The following is a 20,656-nucleotide window of genomic DNA, read 5'->3' on the forward strand; positions in this document are numbered from 1 at the left end:
TGGTCTCGTCGAATCTGCGTCAGAACAGGGGCAGCAGTGTCGCAACTGCGGATCAAGAAGGCGGCCGAACTGATGGGCGTCAGCGACGACACGGTGCGCCGCTGGATCTCCGGTGGGGAGCTGCGCTCGCGCCGTGATGGCGCCGGACGCGCGGTGGTGGACGGCCGTGAGCTGGCCGAGTTGGCGCGCCGCAGGGCTCCGGCCGACACCGGTGACGGCACCGACGTCGTCCGCTCGGCCCGCAATCAGCTCGTGGGATTGGTCACCGCGGTCAAATCCGACCCGGTGATGTCGCAGGTCCACATGCAGTGCGGCCCGTTCGAGATCACGTCGCTGATGAGCACCGACGCCGTCAACGAACTGGGGCTGGTCCCGGGCGAATTGGCCACTGCGGTGATCAAGGCGACGACGGTGATCGTCGAGAAGAAGGGAATCGGGCAGCAATGAGAAGTTTCGCAATCCGTGCCGGCATCGCGTCGGCGGCCGCGGTGCTGGGAGTGTGGGCGGTCGCAGGGTGTTCGAGCGATGACACGTCGACCGGGTCCACATCACCGGCATCGGAGTCCGTCGCGTCGGGCACCGTGAACGTGGCCGCGGCAGCATCACTGAAGACGGGCTTCACCGAGTTGGCGGCGACCTTCGAGAAGCAGCATCCCGGCTCGAAGGTGTCGTTGCAGTTCGCGGGGTCGGCGACGCTGGCGAATCAGATCATCCAGGGGTCGCCGACCGACGTCTTCGCCAGCGCCGATGAGAAGAACATGGAGAAGATCGGCGATCGCGCGCTCGACCCGCAGATCTTCGCCACCAACACCCTCGTCATCGCGACCGCTCCCGGAAACCCCAAGAAGATCACCGGATTGAAGGATCTCGCCAACCCCGACATCAAGACCGCCGTCTGTGCCATCCCGCAGCCGTGCGGAAACGCCAGCGCGGCAGTCGAGAAGAACGCGGGGGTCACCATCACCCCGACCACCGAGGAGCCCTCGGTGACCGCGGTGCTCACCAAGGTGACCAGCGGACAGGTCGACGCCGGACTCGTATACGTCACCGACGCGAAGTCGGCGGGAGACAAGGTGTCCACCGTCAGCGACCCCGCGTTTGCGTCCGTGGTCAACAAGTACCCGATCACGGTGATCAAGGGCAGCAAGAGCGAGGCGCTGGGCAAGGAGTTCGTGGCACTGGTGCTCTCCCCCGAGGGTCGGCAAGTGTTGGCGCGGTTGGGGTTCGGGGCTCCGTGACCGCGGGCGTCGGCGCCCACCGTGACGTCGCTGCCGCCGGTGACGTCCGTGCACACCGTGATGTCCGGGTGATTCCCCGATGGACGTATGTCCCTGCGTTGCTGGGGATTGCCCTGATCGTGGTGCCGCCGGCCGCGATGCTCATTCGTACCCCGTGGGACCAGTTCTGGTCACAGGTCACCTCCACGTCATCGCTGCAGGCCTTGGAACTCTCGCTGCGGACCGCTTCCGTCAGTACCGTCGCGTGTGTGGTGCTCGGGGTGCCGATGGCCATGGTGTTCGCCGCCTCCGACGGTCTGGGTATCCGGGTGATCCGGTCGCTGGTGTTGCTCCCATTGGTGCTGCCGCCGGTGGTCGGAGGTCTCGCCCTGCTCTACACCTTCGGGCGCTTCGGTTTGATCGGAAAGCCGTTGTCGGCGTGGGGGATCGACATCGGATTCACCACCACCGCGGTGGTGCTCGCGCAGACGTTCGTGGCGCTGCCGTTTCTGGTGATCAGCGTGGAGGGCGCGCTGCGCACCCTGGGGTCGCGCTATCAGCAGCTGGCATCGACGCTGGGCGCGAGCCCGACCCAGGTGCTCTGGCGGATCACGGTGCCGCTCATGTTGCCCGCGCTGCTCGCGGGCATGGTGCTGTCGTTCGCCCGGGCGATGGGCGAATTCGGCGCCACCATCACCTTCGCCGGCAACGCGCCGGGAGTGACACAGACGGCGCCGCTGGCCATCTACGTGGCTCAGATCGACGATCCGGATCAGGCGTTACCGCTGTCATTGGTGCTGGTGCTGATCTCTCTGGCGGTGGTGGTGGCCGTGCACGGCCGCCGTGGCGGCGCGGCAGGGTCGCCGGTGTGAGCGTTCGGACGAAACCGGCGGTCGCCGACACCGGACTGAACGTCTCGGTCCGTAATCGTGTGCCGCCACTCGACGTCGACATCGAGGTTCCCGCCGGTGGTGCACTGGCCGTGATGGGGCCCAACGGGGCGGGCAAGACCACCCTGCTGCACGTCGTCGCCGGGCTGCTGCGGCCCGACGGGCCGGCGTCGATCTCCCTCGGCGGCACCGAACTGGTGGGCCGGGGCCGATTCGTGCCACCGTCACGACGCGGGATCGCGCTACTCACCCAGGATGCCGGGCTGTTCCCCCATCTGACGGTGCGCCAGAATGTGGCCTTCGCGCCGACCGTGGCGCGGGTCGGTCGCCGCGCGGTGGCCGACCGGACCGATCATTGGCTCGAGGTCACCGAGACCAGCGACCTCGCCGACCGGAAGCCCGCGCAACTGTCCGGCGGTCAGGCGCAGCGCGTGGCGATCGCCCGGGCGATGGCCGCACAACCCCGGCTGTTGCTGCTCGACGAGCCGCTGCGGGCGCTCGATGTCGCGGTGGCCGCACGGATTCGGGCATTGCTGCGTACCGCGCTCGCCGACAACGGTCAGACCGCGTTGTTCGTCACCCACGACGTCGTCGACGCGGTGATGCTCGCGCAGTCCGTGGTGATCATCGACGGCGGGCGCGTGGCCGAGCACCGCGACGTACGAAGGTTGCTGTCGGCGCCCCGCAGCGAATTCGGTTCTCAGCTCGCCGGTCTCACGCTGCTGGAGGGCACCTGGGACGGGCGTCACCTGCACACCCCGGTGGGTGAGGTCACCGGAGAGGCCGGTGACGGTCTGGTGGAGGGGGGCCGGGGTTTCGCGGTGTTCGCGCCGTCGTCGGTGTCGCTCTTCACGCGCCGACCCGAAGGAGCGAGCCCGCGAAACATCTTTACCGCCGACGTTCTTCAGGTGGAGCCGCACGACGATCGGGCGCGGGTGCGTGCCACCAGCGCGGGCGTTGACCTCAGTGCCGAGGTCACCTGGGAGTCGGTGACCGAACTCGGCATCGACGCCGGTGTGTCGCTGTATCTGACGGTGAAGGCACCCGACGTCCGGATCTATGCGTGAGCAGACCTCACACGCCGGCCAGGAACGCCGCCACCGTCGCCTCGAAGGCCTCCTTGGCCTCGATCATCACCCAGTGACCGCAGCGCGGGAACACGTGCAGTTGCGCGTCGGGGATCAGGCGCATCGGCACCATCGCCATATCCGGCGGACTCACCCGGTCATCACGACCCCACGTGAGCAGGGTGGGGCAGGACACCTTGTGCATCATCGACCAGTACGGCGGCGCATCCGACGATGCCAGGAACTGCTGCTGCATCTCGAAAGCCGCCGACGAGTACATCATCCGCGCCGTCTGCTGCGCGTCGGGATCGATCGCCGCCTGCCAGCGCTCCTCGATGAGCTCTTCGGTCACCAGGGCACGGTCGTAGACCATCGACTGCAGCCACCGGATGAGCCGGTCGCGGTCGGGGGCGTCGGTGAACTCCTGCAGCAGCCGCAATCCCTCGCTGGGGTTCGGGCTGAACACATTGGGACCCACACCGCCGATGGTGACCAATGCGCGCACCCGCTCGGGCTTCTTGATGGCGAGATTGATGCCGACGACCCCGCCCATCGAGTTGCCGATCACCGCGGCGTCGTCGATGCCCAACGCGTCCATGAATCGGATCACCGACGAGCCGGCCGACAGCACCGGATGCCCCTCCACCGGATCGCTCACCCCGAATCCGGGGAACTCGAGGACGAAGCAGTGGTGGGTGCGGGCGAAGAAGCCCAGATTGCCGCGATAGTTGCGCCAGCCGGTCACCCCCGGCCCCGAACCGTGCAGCAGGATCAGCGGGGGCGCCGACCGGTCGCCGGCCTCGTGATACCGCAGCACGCCCTGCTCGGTGGCCAGTTCGCGCTTCGTCGCATCGTAGGAGACATCCACCGATCCAGACTAGAACGTGTTCTAGTTCTTGTCACGGGCGCCGCGGGTGGGTGGCTCAGGCGTTGAGCGCCTCGTCGTCTTCCTCACCGAAGGTGTCCTCGAGCGTCTCCGGGGAGTGGTCGACGTCGATCTCGGCGACCGGCCGCCCGCGCGCGGACGCGATGGCACCGAGACGCCGGTGCGCGCGGTCGGCGGCGTAGGCGACGAATTCGGAGTTGTCGATGCCGAACGGCGGTTCGTCGAACTGGGTGTTGGTCCACTCGATGAGCCCGAGCGCCAGCGGCATCAGCTCGCTCATCCGGGTGACCACCACATCCCAGAGCGCGTCGTCGGCGGCCACATGCCGCCGGCAGGTGAACGTGCCCCACGCCATGTGCCTGCGCTCGTCGTCGCCGATGAAGCGGATGAGCCGTTGCATGCCGGGCAGGATGCCGCGCCGGGTGCACACGCGCTGCCAGGCGTAATAGCCGGTGAGTGCCAGCGTGCCCTCGATCACGTGGTTGTAGGTGACGCTCGCGCGGACCTGATTGCGCGGCGACGGGTCGGCATCGAGACGATGCAGCGAATCGGGTAGTTCCTCGAAGAAGAGTTGGCGGTAGTACGGATTGTCGGAGACGAACGGGTTCAGCTCCCCGGTGAGGCCCACGGCGTCCATCCACAGGCGGAAGACCTCGGTGTGCTTGGCCTCCTCGAAACAGAACTGCGTCAGGTACATCTCGTCGCCGAAGCGGCCCTCGGCGGCCATCGCCCGCATGAACGGCTGGATGTCCTGGGTGACGGCCTCCTCGCCCGCGACGAACTCCGACACCAGGAAGGTGGCGCTGCGCCGCTGCTCGTCGGTCATCTCCGCCCAGTCCGCGGCGTCGCGGGACAGATCGATCGCGGTGGGGTCCCAGAACCGGGCATTGCCCTTCATGAACAGGCGCAGCGGAAACGACGACCAGTCGAACCCGCCGCGACGCAACGACGCGAAGTCGTCGCGACCGGTGGCGGAGCTCTCCGCGATGGTCATCCGGGCACCTGCTAACGATCGTTCACCTTGGGTCAAACGACGTTAACAGTGCGGGCGGGGGTCGCCGGGCAGTTCTGGAGAACTCTCAGCTTTGGCGTCCGGCCGGCGGATCAGGAGTCCTTGCGCGCGAGTGCGCTCGGCCACCAGATTCGGCGTCCGATGTCGATCGACAACGCGGGGACGAGCAGGGTGCGCACGATCAGGGTGTCGATGAGGACGCCGAAGGCCACCAGGAACGCCACCTGCACGAGGAACAGCAGCGGGATCACCGCCAGCGCCGCGAAGGTCGCCGCGAGGACCACACCGGCCGACGTGATCACGCCGCCGGTGGCGGTGAGCCCGCGGATCACCCCTTCGCGGGTGCCGTGCCGGATCGATTCCTCCCGCACCCGCGTCATCAGGAAGATGTTGTAGTCGATGCCGAGAGCCACCAGGAACACGAATGCGAACAACGGGACCACCGGGTCGGCGCCGGGAAAGCCGAAGGGGCCGTTGAACAACAGTGCCGACACACCGAGGGTGGTCGCGAAGGACAGCACGGTGCTGGCCAGCAGGATCGCCGGTGCCAGCAGGCTGCGCAGCAGCAGCACCAGCACGGCGAACACCACCAGCAGCACCACCGGGATGATGACGTTGCGGTCGCGGATCGCGGTGGTCCTGGTGTCCAGGTCGATCGCGGTGGTGCCGCCGACCAGCGCGTCCGCGCGCGGAATCGTGTGCACCTTGGAGCGGATGTCGGCGACGGTGTCCTGCGCGGCCAGCGAGTCGGCGTTGTCGCGCAGGGTGGCCTCGATGGCCACCCTGCCGTCCTTGACGACGGGCACGCCGCCCTGCTCGAGCACGTTGGCCTCGGCGACGCCGTCCACCGAACGCACCGCGTCGACGACCTGATCGGTCTGCGACGAGTCGGCGATGATCCAGGTGGGCGAGCCGCTACCGGCCTCGAAGTGCTGGGCCTGGATCTGCGCCCCGCGCACCGAGTCGACGGTGCCCAGGAAGTAGTCGGTCTGGGCGATGCCGTCGGAGCGGAACATCGGCGCGAAGGCCGCCCCGATCAACAACACCACCAGGGTGCCTGCCCAGACCGCACGCGGACGTGCCGCCACCCATTCGGCGATGTTGTGCCACAACCGGTGCGTGCTGTCCGCGTCGGCCCCGTCGGGGTCGCTGCCGTCGGGGTTGCTGCCGTCGGGGTTGCTGCCGTCGGGGGTGTGGTCGGACAGTTTCGGCCGGAGCGGCCAGAACGCCGTGCGGCCGAGGAGCGCGAGCACCGCGGGCAGGAACGTCATCGACGCGAGGAAGGACCCGACGATGCCGATCGCGGCGACCGGACCGAGGCTGCGATTGGAATTGAGATCCGACAGCAGCAGACACAGCACGCCGAGGATGACGGTGCCCGCCGAGGCACCCACCGGTTCGATGGTGGCCCGCCAGGCGCGGCGGATCGCGGCGTACTTGTCGGCGGTCTGCGTGAGTTCCTCACGGAATCTCGACACCAGCAGCAGCGCGTAGTCGGTGGCGGCGCCGAACACCAGGATGAACAAGATGCCCTGGCTCTGCCCGTTGAGTTCGAGCACGCCGTGCTTGGTGAGGAAGTACACCGCACCGGAGGCCAGACCCAGCGCGAACACCGCGGAGATGAGCACCACGAACGGCAGGATGGGGCTGCGGTAGACCACGATCAGGATCACGATCACCACGGCGCCGGCGACGAGCAGCAGCAGGCCGTCGATTCCGGCGAACGCCTCGCCGAGGTCGGCGATCTGTCCGGCCGGGCCGGTGACGAGCACGGTCAAACCGTCGGGTGGATCGGCGAGCGCGTCGCGCAGTTTCTCCACCGTGTCGGCGGGTTCGCCCGCGGTGGCGATCGGAACGATCAGCTCGGCGGCCTTACCGTCCTCCGAGCGGATCGCCGGGGAGAACGTCTGACCGAATCCCGTCGAACCGGCCAACGGCGCGGTCTTGGTGGCCAGGAAGGCGCCGTCGGCATCGGTCAGTCCCGATCCGCGCTCCGCGACGACGATCGCGGGGACGTAGTCGGTGTTCTGGAAATCCTCCAGCAGCTTGTTGACCCGGGTCGACTCGGCCGACGCGGGCAGGAACGCGCTGTTGTCGTTCGTCGACACCGACGAGAGCTTGCCCGCGAACGGACCGGTGAACGCGCCGATCGCGATCCACGCCAGCAGCGCCAGCGCGGGGATCAACCACCGCAGACGGGTAGTGGACGGCCGTGACTGCTCGCGCGTCGCCATGGACCCCATCCTGTCATCTGAACGACCGGTGAGGGTGAGACAACTCGAGCACAAGGCTGTGCACGAAACCGGAGAACCTCGTAAAGCGCACTCCGAGCCGTGTGAATTGCGAATAGTATGAAACCGCAAATTCAATGGACGAAGCCGACTCAACGGACGAAATGGAGAAGGCGATGAGTTTCACCCCGGCCATGGACGAAGCGGTCGAGGCCATGACCGCCCTGCTCAATGAGCGTTTGGCCGATCACGAGGACGACGTCGTCGCCGTGCTCACCAAGGCATCCACCGGAGATCTACCGATGGTCGAGACCCTCACGGACTCCGACCGCGCGATCATGCGAACGATCTTCGGGCTCCTCGTCGACATCGGACCCGGCACGTTGTGGAAAGAACTGCAGCCGGTGATGGGGACCGTGCTGTCGCGCGCCAAGGACGGCTCGAACGCCGGCGACCACAAATCGAGCATCCTCGGTCTGTTCGACAAGATCCTCCACGGCCTCGTCGCACGCGGATCACGCATGTTCTCCGACCACGGGCTGCCCGGCGTCGCGGTGCTGACCCTCAGCTACGTCTTCTACGAGGACTTTCACGATCCGCAACCGGAGAAGGGCGTCTACGACGTCGCGGGCACCGCCTTCGAGAAGGTGAAGTGGATCTACCGCTACTGGTTCAACCAGATCGAGGTGGTGGAGCAGGGGTCCGGGCTCGCCGACTTCTTCGCCGACCAGGTGCTGACCCCTGGGCATCTGCCCGAGCTCACCGACGCGTCGACGCGCTCGGTGGTGTCGCTGTCGTGTGCCGGCGATCTGCTGGCCGTCGACGTACTGGTTCCGGAGAACACCGACCGGTTGTTCGAGGACATCGCCGACTTCTACAGCAGTGCCGACATCGTCAGCGCGAACCTCGAATCCACTGTGTCCAAGGATGATCCGATCGGTCGGCATCAGTCGCCCGGCCTGGCGGCACAGATGAACACCTCGCAGGACATGTTCGACCGGTTCGTCGACGACGCGAAGATCAACTACTTCAGCGTGGCCACCAACCACTGCCTCGACTGGGGCGAGCGCGGCATCCTCAATACCCTCGACGTGCTGGCGAAGTCGGGCGCCCACTATTCGGGAACCGCCGCGAGCCAGGCCGAGCAGGATGACGTCGTGGTGGTGGACCGCAATGGCATCAAGGTGGGTCTGTTGTCGTTCACCTTCGACGTGAACGATCAGCCCTGGCCGGACGGCAAGCCGTACCTGGCCAACATGGTGCGCGTCAACGACGCCGACCCCGCCCCCGACTACACGCTCGTCGAACGCCACGTCGCCGCGGCCAAGGCCAAGGGTGCTGAATACATTGTGGCGTACTGTCATTGGGGCTGGGAGTTCGAGATGCACCCGCACGCCAACGTGGTGAAGGCGGCCCACGAGATCGTCGCCCGAGGGGTGGATGTGATCCTGGGCAATCACCCGCACGTCAGTCAGCCGGCGCAGGTGATCGAGCGTGATGGCAAACCCAACGCGCTGGTGACCTATGCCTTCGGCGACTTCGTGAGCTATCACCCCTATAGCCGGAATTCGAAGTTCGCGTGGGCGATCAAGTTCGACATCGAGAAGATCGTCACCGGCGACGACACCGTGGTGTCGTGGCGGAATCTGCAGGCGCTGCCCATCTACATCGTGAACAGTGACCTCGGTGATGGTCGATACGACTGCCGCATCGTCAAATTCGAGAACGTGCTGGCCGATCCGGACGGATACGGACTCACCGATCGCGAGAAGTCGGAACTGCCGCACCTGCGGGATGTGGTGTGGGACAAGATTCTCGCGCCCCTCTCACACATCCCCGCCGATGGGTGACCGCCGGTCAGTCGTCGTCGCCCTGCGACGATGACTTCCGGCGGGACTCGACGAGGACGGTGAGGAACCGGATCCCGAGTCCGAGGAGGATGAAGCTGCTGGCCATCTGCACCGACACCGCGATCCGGGCGGCCTGCGTGGCCGGGGTGATGTCACCGAACCCGGTGGTGGTGAACACCGTCAGGCTGAAATAGAGCGCGTCGACCCGGGTGAGGCGGACGGTGAAACTCCCGTCCGCGTACTCGGAGAACATGAAGTACATGGTGGCGAACGAGACGATGTAGAAGGTGGCGAGCGCCACCAGCATCTCCAACGCTGCGGCCACCGGAAACTTCGAGTGGATGAAGTGCCGGACCTCCCAGAAGACAAAACCCGCCAGGAGCAGTGCGCCACAGATGAATCCGACGAGCTTGACGTCGCTCTCCCGGTTGATCGGCAGCAGGAAGTAGCCGACGAGCAGGATCACGCCCGCCAGGATGGGACGGACGACCGCCGAGATCAGCTGGGCGTTGGTGTACTGCCGCCCCTCGAACTCGCGGTTCGCGCCGGAGCTACCAGATTCGGACACGGTCGGCGTCCGGAAGGTAGAGGGCATCACCTTCGGCCACGTCGAACGCGTCGTAGAACGCGTCGATGTTGCGGACCACCCCGTTGCACCGGAACTCCGGCGGTGAGTGCGGATCGATCGACAGTCGTCGGATGGCCTCGGCATCACGGGTTTTGGTGCGCCAGATCTGGGCCCAACTGTAGAACACGCGCTGCACGCCGGTGAGACCGTCGATCACCGGTGGAGTGGCAGGCTCGGTGGCGAGACGGTAGGCGACCAGCGCGATCGAGAGCCCGCCGAGATCGCCGATGTTCTCGCCGATGGTGAACTCACCGTTCACCGTGTACTTCGGATCGAGTCCCTCGGGGGTGAACGCGCTGTACTGCTCGATCAGTTTGCGTGTGCGGGAAGCAAATTCGCTGCGATCGTCGTCGCTCCACCAATCCACGAGGTTGCCGTCGCCGTCGTACTTGGCGCCCTGATCGTCAAAACCGTGACCGATCTCGTGTCCGATCACGGCGCCGATGCCGCCGTAGTTGGCGGCGTCGTCGGCGTCGGGATCGAAGAACGGCGGTTGCAGGATGGCCGCCGGGAAGACGATCTCGTTCATTCCCGGGTTGTAATAGGCGTTCACGGTCTGCGGCGTCATGAACCATTCGTCGCGATCGACCGGCGCGCCGATCTTGGCGAACTCCCGCTCCTGTTCGAACGACGATGCCCGCGCGACGTTTCCGATCAGATCGCCCCGGTCCACGGCCAGCGCGCTGTAATCGCGCCACTGCGCGGGGTAGCCGATCTTGGGGGTGAACTTGTCGAGTTTGGCCAGGGCGCGTTCCCGTGTGGTGGGCGTCATCCACGGCAGGTCGGAGATGTTACGGCGGTAGGCGGCAACCAGATTGGCGATGAGATCGTCCATCCGGGCCTTGGCCTCGGGTGGGAAGTGCTGCTCGACGTACAGCTTCCCGACGGCGAAACCCATCGCGCCCTCGACGAAGGCCACTGCGCGCTTCCAGCGGTCCCGGATGGCCTCGGTGCCGGTCAGGGTGCGACCGTAGAAATCGAAGTTCGCCGCCACGAACGGCTCGGAGAGATACGGGGCCGCGCTGTGCAGCAGGCGCCACGTGAGCCAGGTCTTCCAGTGCGCCAGCGGCGATTGCTCGACCAGCGTGGTCACGTCCTCGACGAAGGAGGGCTGACCGACAACGACCTCGGCGAAGGTGGTGTCACCGACCGTGCCCAGCCCTCCGAACCATTCGTGAAGATCGAAGCCCGCTGCCGCCGAATCGAACTCGCCGAGGGTCATCAGGTTGTAGGTGAGTTCGGCGTCCCGGCGGCGCACCACGTCCCAGTGGTGGCCGGCGATCGCCGTCTCGAGGTTCAGCACCGTCGTGGCGCGCTCGTCGGCGTCGTCGTGACCGGCGAGGGCGAACATCTCGGCCACGTGGGCGCGGTAGGCGTCGCGGGTGTCGGCGTGCTTGTCCTCGCGGTAGTACGACTCGTCGGGCAGCCCGAGGCCCGACTGCACCACGTGCACCAGATAGCGATCCGAGCGCCGCGAATCGGTGTCGACGTAGAGGCCGAAGAGCCCGCCGACGCCGTGACGCTGGAGCCTGCCGAGACGGCGGGCGAACGCGGCGACGGAGTCGATCGCCTCGATGGCCTCCAGCTCACCCTGGATGGGGCCGATGCCGAGCGCCTCGATGTGGTCGGTGTTCATGAACGATGCGTACAGATCCCCGATCTTCACCGCGTCGCTGCCGCTGGGCGGGTCCGACTCGGCGCACGCGGTGATGATGTCGCGGACGTTCTCCTCGGCACGGTCACGCAGCACGTGGAACGCGCCGTCGACCGAGCGGTCGTCGGGGATCACGTGCGAGTCGAGCCATTTGCCGTTGACGTGCACGAACAGATCGTCTTGGACACGCACCGACTCGTCGATCCATTCGAGGTCGAGTCCGGACGGGGCGGCATCGGTCTTCGAAGCAGTCACGCACTCCATCCTGTCATCCCCGTCGAGATTTTTCGGCGCCGCGGGATCCGTCACACCTCTCCGAGGGCGACGTCCATCGCCCACACCAGGATCTCCGCCCCGGCCTCGCCCGCGGTCAGCGCGATCTCGCCGGTGTCGGTGCCACGGCAGGCGTCGCCGGCCGACAGGGTCACATCCGCCGGCGTATCGGCGCTCACCGAACCGGCGACGACGAAGACGTGCAGGAACCGTGCCGCCGGCAACGAGGCCACGCCGCCGGGCGGCAGACGCGCGGCATACAGCGTGGCGCGCCGATTGGACATGTGGATGGCGGCATCGACGTCGGGATTTCCCGACGCCACCGTCACGAGTCCGCCGCCGGCGAGATCGGCGGAGATGTCCCGCTGCTCGTAGGACGGTTCGATGCCGTGGTCGTCGGGCGCCAGCCACATCTGGATGTAGTGCGCGGGCTGGGTTCCGCTGCCGTCGAGGCCGGGCCAGGCGTCGTTGCGCTCGGAGTGTTCGACGCCCGAACCGGCGCTCATGCGCTGTGCGAGCCCCGGATAGATCACCCCGGAGTGCCCCGCCGAGTCGCGATGCACCAGGCTGCCGGACACCATCCACGTGACGATTTCCGACTCCTGGTGCCAATGTGGCTCGAATCCGCGTCCAGGTAGTAAAAGTTCTTCATTCGATGCAATGAGTACGCCGTGGTGGGTGTTGGATGGGTCGTAGAGGTCGCCGAATGAAAAGGAATGGCGGGAGGTCAGCCAATCAGTAGAGGTCAGACCCCGATCTCCGGACCGTTGCAGCGTGAAGCCCATGGGCCATTATCGGCACATGGGTCCGGAGTGTCGACGGGCCGGCATCGAGCCGTGTCCGACGACCCCGCGGTACGCACCGGCCGCCATCGTCGTCCGGGCGACGATATCCCGCCTCGCGTCACCCGTCCCGCAGCCGCGCCGCGCGCCGTGGAAACCGCGCCGCGTGTGACGGACCCGAGTGTGACGCACAAGGTAGGCGTGACGGATAAGGCGCGTGCGCCGGGCGACGCCGAATCTGTGTCCGGCCGCCCGGTCACAGCTGCGCGAGACCCGATCGTGACCGGTCCGATCCCCGTTTGCAAGCCAGGGGGATCGCAATCGGATGTGACTAGAGTGAAAATTGTGAACATGAAGTATCGCTTGAGGTGGGCTGCGCTCGTCGCGTGCCTGGTGGTCGGTGCGGCGGGCGGAGTGGCCACCTGGCAGTTGGCCTCCACCGGCCCCGACACCGGTGCAGCGGCTGCCATCGGCGAGTTCGCGTCGGCGCTGGGGAGGCAGGACGCGGGTGCCGCGGCGAAGTTCACCACCGCGCCCGGGCAGGCCGGCGAAGCGCTCACACAGACCCTGCAGGCGATGGGTGCCCAGCGGGTGGACGTCTCGGTGGTCAAACCGGTCGAATACAGCGACGGGACCGCCTCCTTCGGCTTGAACACCACCTACCGGTGGGCGGCGGACCGCACCTTCGAGGCCAGTAGTTCGGGTACCGCTCGGCACCTGTCGACGGGCTGGAAGATCACCTGGGAGCCCGCGGTCATCTATCCGGGGCTTCCGGTGGGCGGGAATCTGCGCGAGATCCGCACCGACGCCACGCCTGCGCCCTCGGTGCGCAGCATGTCGGGGCGTGACTTCATGTATCTCCAGCCGGTCAACGAGATCATCCTGGACCCGGCGCAGACCCGGAACGTCGACGGCTCGGTGCGGGCGCTGGCCCGCACCCTGGCCCCGATCGCCCCGCTCGTCACCAGTGATGTGCTCAACCAGAAACTCTCGGCCGCGCAGGGCAAGCCGATCACCGCGGTCACGCTCCGCAACTCCGACATGGAGGTGCTCACCAGCAACCCGAACGTGGTGCCCGGTGTCACGGTCCGCAAGGCCGGGATGCTGGTGATGGCCGATCGGCGCCTGTCGTCTCCGCTCGAGGCGGGTCTCACGAACTATTGGCAGGCGATCCGCGACGCCACCGCGGGCTGGCAGGTGCAGATGGTGGGACCGGGGATGGCGCCGCGTCGACTCGCCGGCGCCCAGGGGCCACCCGGACCCAGCGTCAACACCACCATCGACCAGGGTCTGCAGCTCACGTTGGGTGACGCCGCCGTCGAGGTCGGGCAGCCGGCCACCATCCTGGCCCTCGACGCGAAGACCGGCGGCATCCTGGGGATGGCGCAGAACGGTTACGCCGCCGACCGCGGCATCAACGTCGACCAGGCGTATCCGGTGGGCTCGACGCTCGACCCGGTGCTGTCGGCGGCCGACCGCGCCGCCACCGCCAACCAGGAGTCGGTCCAGGCCGTGCTCGACCGTCTCGGTCTGGGCGTGCAGTTCACCGTTCCCGGTGCCAGCACACCCACGTCGCCGCAGCCCGGTGTGGCCACGATCGACTTCCGCCCCGACGCCCCGACGATGTCGATGATGAACATGGCCGCCCTCGGCGTGGCCATGGCGCGCGCCGATACCGGCACGATGACCTCGGTGGCGCCCTTCGTCATCAAGGGCGCGTCGACGAAGGTCGTGGGCGGCAAACTCGGCGATTTCGACACGGCCCTGAGCGGTCCGATCCTGCGGGCCATGGCGGTCACCGCGAAGACCGGGGACGCCAGCGATCTCACCTCCGCCCCGGGCCTCAAGGCGCTCGTGGGCACCAACGGCCCGCAGGGTCCCGGCTGGTTCGTCGGAGTCCAGGGCGGCAAGGTGCTCGTGATCTACACCGAGGGTGCGAAGTCGGGAACCGCGGCGCTGCAGGTGGCCCAGAAGTATTTCCGGATCAGGTAGTACTTCCGGATCAGGTGAGGGTGCGCGTACGGGTCAGGTATGCCGCCACCGCTCGCCAGCCGAGCAGGAACACGCCGAGCGCGACACTCGCCACGATGACGAAGCTGACCGCGACGCCCTGATGAAGCAGGAAACGCAGGATCATCCCGACCGCCACCGTGCAGACCCACACGACCAGACCCGCGGGGACGATACGTTCGGGCCGGAAGTGGTGGCCGAACCATTCGGATGACTCGACGTGGGAGTACACGTAGGCGATCGACCAGCCCGCGGCCGCCCCCACCAGGAACGGCCAGAGTGTCTGGACGACGCCGAGCGGCGTGAACCCCTCGTGATGGCTGGACCGGCCGATGAGCACGAACACCGTCACCGCGATCGCATCGAGAAGGGCCGACACCGGCATCGGAAGGCCGGTGGACTGCCCAGGCGTGGTGTCCGCCGCGTCAGACCTCGACATGGTGCTCAACCGTAGCGCGTCGTGCGCTCAGCGGGAACCGGAGGTCCCCTCGTCGGGTCGGCGGGCGGGGTCGAACGCACCCGCGGCGATGTCCTGGTCGATTTCCTGCTCGATCGTGTCGTCGCTGCGGATGCGTGACCGGAACCGCAGCAGCACCACCACCCAGCCGATGGCCGCGATCAGCACATAACTGATGATCCGGTAGACGAGAACGGCCGTCAGCGCGTCCGCGGCCGGCATTCCGGCGCTGGTCAGCGCTGGGACGAGCACAGCGTCGACAACGCCGATACCTCCCGGCAGCAATGGCACGGCGGTGCCCACCGCCTTGCCCGCCGCGTAGGCCACCATCAATCCGGCGATCCCCGGGTGGGCGCCCACCGCCCAGCACGCGAACATCAGACAGGCGACGTCGGCAACCCAGTTGAACAGGCTCCAGCCGAAGGCGACGGTGGTGTCGCGTCGGCTCAACTGCACCGCGCGCAGCTGCTCGAGGGTCTCACTGAGCCTGCTGATCCCGTGATCCTGCGGCTTGCTCCGCATCTGGTTGAGCCAGCCGAGCAACCGCTCCCCGGTGGACTGGAGTGACTCCGGGTGGCTGGCGAGGTATTGCAGGACCACCGCCACGGCCACGAATCCGACGACGGAGAAGATCACCGAGAACGGGCTGGTCTTGGCGCCGGCGAGGACCGCACCGCCGAAGCCGAGTACGGCGAGTCCGATCCCGGCCAGCAGACCCGACATCACCACCTGCCACGAGGCGACGACCGGCGTCGCACCCCATTTGCGCGTCTCCCGGTAGGTGAAGGCGGGGGCGATCACCTGACCGCCCGGCATCGTCTGACTCAACGAGTTGGCCGCGAGCACCACCGCCAGCGACTGCATCTGCCGGACGCGCACCCCCGCCGAGCGCAGCAATGCGCGCTGGACCTGCGCGAAACTGTCCATGGACAGCACCGCGGCCACCACACACGCGACCAGCCAGACCCAGTCGAGATCTCCGATCCGGTGCGCGGCCTGCTCCAGTTTTGGCCAGATCAGCACCACCTCCACCGCCAGCACCACGAGAACGACGGCGAGCAACACCCAGCGCAGCCACCAGAATCGTGGTCGGGGAGCAGCGGTACCGTCGACCGCCGGAGAATCCGACCTCATATCGCACACCCTATCCACAGCTACGCTGACACTCGTGAACGCCGCAGCATCGACCCCCGACCCGGCCGCCGACGGCCCGGGTCGTCCCGCACCGCGATCGCTGGCCGAGTACGACCGCTCGCGCGTGCATCCGTTCGTCCGGGCCAGCGCGGAATGGACCTGGCGGCTGTTGATTCTTGTTTTCGGGGTGTATCTGCTCGGCAGGTTGTTCCTCAAGTTCGACGAGGTGTTCGTGCCGGTCGCGCTGGCCATTCTGATCTCGGCGTTCCTGGTACCGGGCGTGGACTGGCTCAACCGCCGCCGCTGGCCGAGATGGCTGGCCGTGGTGCTGATGCTGGTGATCGCGCTGGGAGTGGTGGCCACCGTGCTGACGTTCGTCGGCCGCGCCTTCGTCAACGGCTTCCCCGACCTCACCCACGAGATCATCGTCACCATCGACACCACCCGGGACTGGTTGGTGCACGGGCCGCTGAACATCGACGAATCTCAGGTCCAGAACTTCGGGTCCAACATCATCACCCTGCTGGAGCACAACCAGGCCAAGGTCGCCGGCGGCGCCCTGGCCACGGCCACCACGGCAACAGAACTGCTCACCGGGGCGCTGCTCACGCTGTTCCTGACGATCTTCTTTCTCTATGGGGGAGGACAGATCTGGGAGTTCTGCTGCCGGGTGATCCCGCGGGGCAGCAGACGGCAGGTGGCCGAGGCCGGCGTCGCCGGTTTCGGCACGCTGGTCGCGTACGTCCGCGCGACGGTCATCGTCGCACTGGTCGACGCCACCTGTATCGGTATCGGATTGGCCATCCTGCAGGTTCCGTTGGCGCTGCCGCTGGCCACGATCATCTTCCTGTTCTCCTTCATTCCCATCGTGGGCGCCCTGATCAGCGGCACGCTCGCGGTGGCCATCGCACTGGTGACCCAGGGGTGGGTCACCGCGGTGATCGTGCTGGCCATCCTCATCGGTGTGATGCAACTCGAAGGCCATGTGCTGCAGCCGTTCCTGCTGGGTCGGTCGGTGCGTTTGCATCCGGTGGCGGTGATCATCGCCATCGCCGCGGGCATCGTGGCCGCCGGCATCGTCGGCGGACTGTTCGCGGTGCCGCTGATCGCGTTCGCCAACACGGCCGTGCGGCATCTTTCCGGCAGCCACGAACGGGCGATCTCGTCAGGTGACGGGTCGTTCCATTATGCGCAGCCGGACGATCCGCATTGGGACGAGAAGAGCATCGACACGGCGGTGGCATCGGCGGAGAAGGCGGTCGACGAAGCGATCACCGACGACCCGGACACGTCGACCGATACGTCAGACCGCAGCGGCACGCCGAAGTCCGCGCCCGACGAATGAACCGACCTACTCGCCGGAACGGCTGCGCCGCAACAGATCCTGCACGCTGATCTGACCGTTGCCGCCGTTCGATTCGCCGTTGCGGGCGTGCCGGTCGGCGCCGCGCTGGCGCCGGTCGCCCTCGGCGCCGCCCGGCGTGGCACCCGGGTTGGACGCGTCGGCGGGGATGGCATCGGACGACAGGCCACGGTCGAGCGGCGACTCAACGCCCGGAACTGCTCGGCGCGCGGCGGCGCCGCGAGCTTCTTCCGGCGTGATCGATGCGGCCAGGGGCCGCTGACCGGCCTGGTCGAGATCGGGACGTCGGACGAGTGCCGAACCATCGCGGGCCGGCGCCTTTGCCCGGACCGGGGCCGGCGCCGGTGCTGGTGGCTGTGCCGGCACCGGTGGTGATGGGGGTGCTGGTGCTGGTGCGGGTGCCGGCGCCGGTGCGCCGAGTCGGATACCGCCGTCGCCCAGCATCCAGCCACCGGTGTCGGGGCCTTCGGAGGAGCGTCTGCGGGGGAGTCGGGGAGCCGGCGCGCGGCGGGGGCGGGGTGCGGTGGCCGCTCCGGCGGGCGCCGCGCCCACCGGGGCGGGAGCGCCGGTCGCCGGGACCGCGGGCCGGCGATCCGACGGCGGAGCCGACGGTCCGACGCGAGCAGGTTGCGGCGCAACGGGTTCCGGGCGCAAGATCGGACGCGCACCCGAGCGCGGACGAGCTCCGGGCATGGCCGTGGTCGGTACCTCGGAGATCAGTGCGCCCGCGCTCATGGGTCGGGAATCAGTTGTGCCGGAACGCTTTTCGCCCGGCTCGTCGTCGAGGATGGTCTCGCCGAGTCCGATCTTGCGCTGCAGCGTCTTCATCCAGCGCGGAGCCCACCAGCAGTCGTCGCCGAGCAGCTTCATCGTGGAGGGAACCAGCAGCATGCGAATGATGGTGGCGTCGAGGATCAATGCGGCGATCATGCCGTAGGCGATGTACTTCATCATCACGATGTCGGAGAGACCGAACGCGCCGGTCACCACCACCAGAATGGCGGCGGCGGCGGTGATTATCCGGCCCGTGTGCGCGGTACCCACCCGCACCGCCTCGGTGGTGCTGGCCCCCTTCTGCCGGGCCTCCACCATGCGGGAGAGCAGGAACACCTCGTAGTCGGTGGACAAGCCGAACACGATCGCGATGATCAGCACCAGCACGGCCGCGAACAGCGGCCCCGGGGTGAAGTTGGCGATCGATGCGCCGTGCCCGTCGACGAAGATCCACGTCAGGATGCCCAGGGTGGCGCCGAGTCCCAGCGCCGACATCAACGCCGCCTTGATCGGCAACACCACCGAGCCGAAGGCGAGGAACATCAGCAGTCCGGTGACCAGCACCAGCAGGATCGCCATCAGCGGGAGCCGCGAGAGCAACGCGTCGATCGAATCCTGGACCAGGGCGGGCGTGCCGGCCACCCACATTCGGATGCCGTCGGGTTTGGCGATGGCACGCAGATCCTTGACCGCCTCGCCTGCGGTGTCGCGGTTGACCAGCCCCGCCGACATCTGGATCACCTGCGGGCCGTTGTAGCCGTAGGTGCCGGTGAGCGCGCCGTCGTCGGCCGCGGGGCTGAACTGCTTGGTGAAGCCGGGTATCCGGTTGGCCTCGTCGGCGATCTGCTGGATCTTCTCGCCGCTGTTGGCGTCATTGCCGTCGTACATGACGACGAGCTTGAGCTCCTCGGTGCGCTCCTTCGGGAAGTACTTGTCGAAGGTCTCCTGCGCCACACGACTCGGGTTGTCCGGCGGTAGATAGGCTTCGCTGATCCCGCCGAACTTGATGCCGCCGATCGGGATGGTGAGCACCAGCAGCAACAGCACGGTGGGCACCGCGGTGGCCACCGGATGGCGCATCACCCAACCGGCCAGACGTCCCCAGAAGCCGTCCTCGACCTCCTGCTTGGACTTGGTGCGCCGCAGGAAGGGCAGCCCGAACGCATCGATCCGCGGACCCAGGATCGACAAGATGGCCGGCAGCACCGTGATCGACAGCAGCGCGGCCAGCGACACCGAGAAGATCGCGCCGTAGGCCACCGATTTGAGAAAGCCCTGCGGCATCATCAGCAGACATGCGATGGCGGCGACGATGATCGTCGCGGAGAACGCCACCGTCTGCCCGGCGGTCATCACGGTTCTTCGGACCGCGGCCTTCGTCTCGTATCCCTCGGCGAGTTCCTCCCGGAAACGACTCACGATGAACAGGCCGTAGTCGATCGCGATACCCAGCCCGATGAGCGTGACCACCGACTGCGCGAAGATGTTGAGCTCGGTGAGCTGGGCGATGATGTTCATGATGCCGAGCGATCCGGCGATCGTCAGTCCGCCGATCAGGACCGGCAGGCACGCCGCCACCACACCGCCGAAGATGAAGAAGAGCATCACCGCCACCAACGGCAGGGCGATCACCTCGGCGCGGCGGATGTCGGCGTCCATGCCGCGGGCCATCGCGCCGGCCACCGGCTGCAGTCCGGCCAACTGGAAGGTGGTGCCGTCGAGGCCGAATCGGCCCGGGTCGTCGACCACACCCTGCAGGAACGGCTCCACTTTCTGGTAGTTCGCGAGCACCGAGGTGTCGTCGTTGCCGGCGATACCGATGCTGATGAACGCGTGCTTCTTGTCGGCGGTGAAGGTGCGGGCCCGGATGGTGTCCTGCGCGGCCTTCGAGGCGGGGGTGTTGTCGGCCAGGAAGAACGGGTCGATGATCTCGTTGTTGTGGTCGAGCGCGTACTGATACGCCTGCTGTTCGTCGAGGTTGCGACCGTCGACCGTGATCGTGTTGGTGTCGGGGACGCTGCGCTGCACCACATCGGGGTGCTGCTTGAGCATCTCGTCGACGATGTTCTCCACCTTCGCGCCGAACGCCGGATCGTCGACTGTGGTGCCCTCGGGAGGTGTGATCAGCAGGATGACGTCGGAGCGGTGGTCGCGGCCGAACGCGGTGTCGGCGACCACCGAACCCTTGGCCGACTGCGATGTGGGATCGAACCAGCCGCTCTGGCTGAGGTTCTTGCCCAGACCGAGACCGTAGATGCCGAGCCCACCCATGAGTACGACGAGAACGGCGATGACCGCGAAGCGCATCCGGTAGACGAATGTGCCGATGGCTCCGAACACGTCGACTCCTTTCGAGATATCCGGGTCTGGGAATTCTGGGGATTGTTGCAGTCGAGCCTGAGGGGGCGCTGAGTCGTGGTGGGTGCCC

General features: G+C 67.3%; 16 protein-coding genes. 7 read left to right on the plus strand and 9 right to left on the minus strand.

The window, feature by feature from the left end:
- Positions 1 to 36 precede the first annotated feature (36 nt).
- From ACWDTD_RS13410 to ACWDTD_RS13425, 4 genes are read left to right on the plus strand one after another with little or no spacing between them, the layout of a single operon-like run.
- Entirely contained in the window at positions 37 to 447 is a 411-nt protein-coding gene (locus ACWDTD_RS13410; protein WP_449747605.1) for a TOBE domain-containing protein, read from the plus strand.
- Positions 444 to 1,238 (plus strand): molybdate ABC transporter substrate-binding protein, encoded by a 795-nt coding sequence (modA, locus tag ACWDTD_RS13415; RefSeq protein WP_449747606.1) that lies wholly within the window; start codon positions 444 to 446, stop codon positions 1,236 to 1,238. The genes ACWDTD_RS13410 and modA overlap by 4 nt, the downstream gene beginning before the upstream one ends.
- On the plus strand, positions 1,235 to 2,089 hold the full coding sequence (locus ACWDTD_RS13420; RefSeq protein WP_449747607.1) for an ABC transporter permease: 855 nt from the start codon (positions 1,235 to 1,237) through the stop codon (positions 2,087 to 2,089). The genes modA and ACWDTD_RS13420 overlap by 4 nt, the downstream gene beginning before the upstream one ends.
- Complete coding sequence (locus ACWDTD_RS13425; protein ID WP_449747608.1) at positions 2,086 to 3,174, plus strand: sulfate/molybdate ABC transporter ATP-binding protein; 1,089 nt, start codon at positions 2,086 to 2,088, stop codon at positions 3,172 to 3,174. Before ACWDTD_RS13420 ends, ACWDTD_RS13425 begins: the two co-directional genes overlap by 4 nt.
- Before the next feature lie 7 nt (positions 3,175 to 3,181).
- On the opposite strand, the gene ACWDTD_RS13430 is transcribed toward ACWDTD_RS13425, so the two are convergent.
- From ACWDTD_RS13430 to ACWDTD_RS13440, 3 genes are all read right to left on the minus strand, one after another.
- The gene (locus tag ACWDTD_RS13430) at positions 3,182 to 4,042 is read right to left on the minus strand and encodes an alpha/beta fold hydrolase (protein WP_449747609.1); all 861 of its coding nucleotides are present in this window, start codon (positions 4,040 to 4,042) and stop codon (positions 3,182 to 3,184) included.
- A 55-nt stretch (positions 4,043 to 4,097) separates the two neighbouring features.
- On the minus strand, positions 4,098 to 5,054 hold the full coding sequence (locus ACWDTD_RS13435) for a R2-like ligand-binding oxidase (protein ID WP_449747610.1): 957 nt from the start codon (positions 5,052 to 5,054) through the stop codon (positions 4,098 to 4,100).
- A 110-nt stretch (positions 5,055 to 5,164) separates the two neighbouring features.
- The gene (locus tag ACWDTD_RS13440) at positions 5,165 to 7,315 is read right to left on the minus strand and encodes an MMPL family transporter (RefSeq protein ID WP_449747611.1); all 2,151 of its coding nucleotides are present in this window, start codon (positions 7,313 to 7,315) and stop codon (positions 5,165 to 5,167) included.
- A 164-nt stretch (positions 7,316 to 7,479) separates the two neighbouring features.
- On the opposite strand from ACWDTD_RS13440, the gene ACWDTD_RS13445 reads away from it, so the two are divergent.
- Entirely contained in the window at positions 7,480 to 9,153 is a 1,674-nt protein-coding gene (locus tag ACWDTD_RS13445) for a CapA family protein (RefSeq protein WP_449747612.1), read from the plus strand.
- Between the two features lie 7 nt (positions 9,154 to 9,160).
- On the opposite strand, the gene ACWDTD_RS13450 is transcribed toward ACWDTD_RS13445, so the two are convergent.
- From ACWDTD_RS13450 to ACWDTD_RS13460, 3 genes are read right to left on the minus strand one after another with little or no spacing between them, the layout of a single operon-like run.
- Positions 9,161 to 9,721: a potassium channel family protein gene (locus tag ACWDTD_RS13450; RefSeq protein ID WP_449747613.1), complete on the minus strand. Its 561-nt coding sequence runs from the start codon at positions 9,719 to 9,721 to the stop codon at positions 9,161 to 9,163.
- Positions 9,705 to 11,699 carry a M13 family metallopeptidase gene (locus ACWDTD_RS13455; protein ID WP_449747614.1) on the minus strand — a complete coding sequence of 665 codons (1,995 nt, stop codon included), beginning with the start codon at positions 11,697 to 11,699 and terminating at the stop codon, positions 9,705 to 9,707. Before ACWDTD_RS13455 ends, ACWDTD_RS13450 begins: the two co-directional genes overlap by 17 nt.
- A gap of 41 nt (positions 11,700 to 11,740) precedes the next feature.
- Positions 11,741 to 12,493, minus strand: a complete 753-nt coding sequence (locus ACWDTD_RS13460; RefSeq protein WP_449747615.1) for a pirin family protein — start codon at positions 12,491 to 12,493, stop codon at positions 11,741 to 11,743.
- A 348-nt stretch (positions 12,494 to 12,841) separates the two neighbouring features.
- On the opposite strand from ACWDTD_RS13460, the gene ACWDTD_RS13465 reads away from it, so the two are divergent.
- Positions 12,842 to 14,482 (plus strand): NTF2-like N-terminal transpeptidase domain-containing protein, encoded by a 1,641-nt coding sequence (locus ACWDTD_RS13465; protein ID WP_449747616.1) that lies wholly within the window; start codon positions 12,842 to 12,844, stop codon positions 14,480 to 14,482.
- 10 nt (positions 14,483 to 14,492) lie between these two features.
- Here ACWDTD_RS13465 and ACWDTD_RS13470 read toward each other — a convergent pair whose 3' ends face one another.
- Positions 14,493 to 14,939, minus strand: coding sequence for a DUF3054 domain-containing protein (locus tag ACWDTD_RS13470; protein ID WP_449747617.1), 447 nt, complete (start codon positions 14,937 to 14,939; stop codon positions 14,493 to 14,495).
- A 27-nt stretch (positions 14,940 to 14,966) separates the two neighbouring features.
- The gene (locus tag ACWDTD_RS13475; RefSeq protein WP_449747618.1) at positions 14,967 to 16,091 is read right to left on the minus strand and encodes a lysylphosphatidylglycerol synthase transmembrane domain-containing protein; all 1,125 of its coding nucleotides are present in this window, start codon (positions 16,089 to 16,091) and stop codon (positions 14,967 to 14,969) included.
- Positions 16,092 to 16,125: 34 nt separating this feature from the next.
- Here ACWDTD_RS13475 and ACWDTD_RS13480 point away from each other — a divergent pair, with 34 nt between their 5' ends.
- On the plus strand, positions 16,126 to 17,436 hold the full coding sequence (locus tag ACWDTD_RS13480; RefSeq protein WP_449747619.1) for an AI-2E family transporter: 1,311 nt from the start codon (positions 16,126 to 16,128) through the stop codon (positions 17,434 to 17,436).
- Between the two features lie 6 nt (positions 17,437 to 17,442).
- On the opposite strand, the gene ACWDTD_RS13485 is transcribed toward ACWDTD_RS13480, so the two are convergent.
- Complete coding sequence (locus ACWDTD_RS13485; RefSeq protein WP_449747620.1) at positions 17,443 to 20,568, minus strand: MMPL family transporter; 3,126 nt, start codon at positions 20,566 to 20,568, stop codon at positions 17,443 to 17,445.
- Between the last annotated feature and the right edge of the window lie 88 nt (positions 20,569 to 20,656).

This window comes from Gordonia sp. NPDC003425 (genome assembly GCF_053588635.1).